The organism is Rhizobium sp. 10N427, from assembly GCF_056394605.1.
In genome coordinates this window covers 1-452 of record NZ_JBFTID010000046.1, presented here as the reverse complement: position 1 = coordinate 452, position 452 = coordinate 1, and the positions used below count along the sequence as shown (strand labels likewise).

Here is a 452-nt window from a genome sequence, read left to right as displayed (position 1 = left end):
TTGCAGACCTGGCAGCGACCGACTCTCCCGCGTCTTAAGACGAAGTACCATAGGCGCTGGGGCGTTTCACGGCCGTGTTCGGAATGGGAACGGGTGCAGCCACCCCGCCATGACCACCAGGTCAGCGAAGCGCAACTTTGAGAAGCTGGATTTTGAGCGAATAGGGAATAGTGAGTAGCGAATAGTTTCGCTTCGCCATTTCCATTCGCTGGTACCGGACGAACCTTTCGGTCCGCCGGGTGAACACGTCTTGCATCACCGTCCGGAGCAAGGCTTTGCCTTGCCCGGGAGATGAGCATTGATCAATGAGAACGATCAAGCCAATCGAGCTATTAGTACCGGTAAGCTTCATGCGTTGCCGCACTTCCACACCCGGCCTATCAACGTGGTCGTCTTCCACGGCTCTGATAGGGAATACTCGTTTTCAGGTGGGTTTCCCGCTTAGATGCCTT

At 55.5% G+C, this 452-nt stretch carries 2 rRNA genes; both read right to left on the bottom strand.

Going from position 1 to position 452, the window contains the following annotated elements:
• Positions 1 to 6: 6 nt before the first annotated feature.
• Positions 7 to 121: ribosomal RNA gene (gene rrf / locus AC1DIJ_RS30930) — 5S ribosomal RNA — on the bottom strand.
• A gap of 190 nt (positions 122 to 311) precedes the next feature.
• A 23S ribosomal RNA gene (locus AC1DIJ_RS30925) occupies positions 312 to 452 on the bottom strand; the annotation flags it as partial.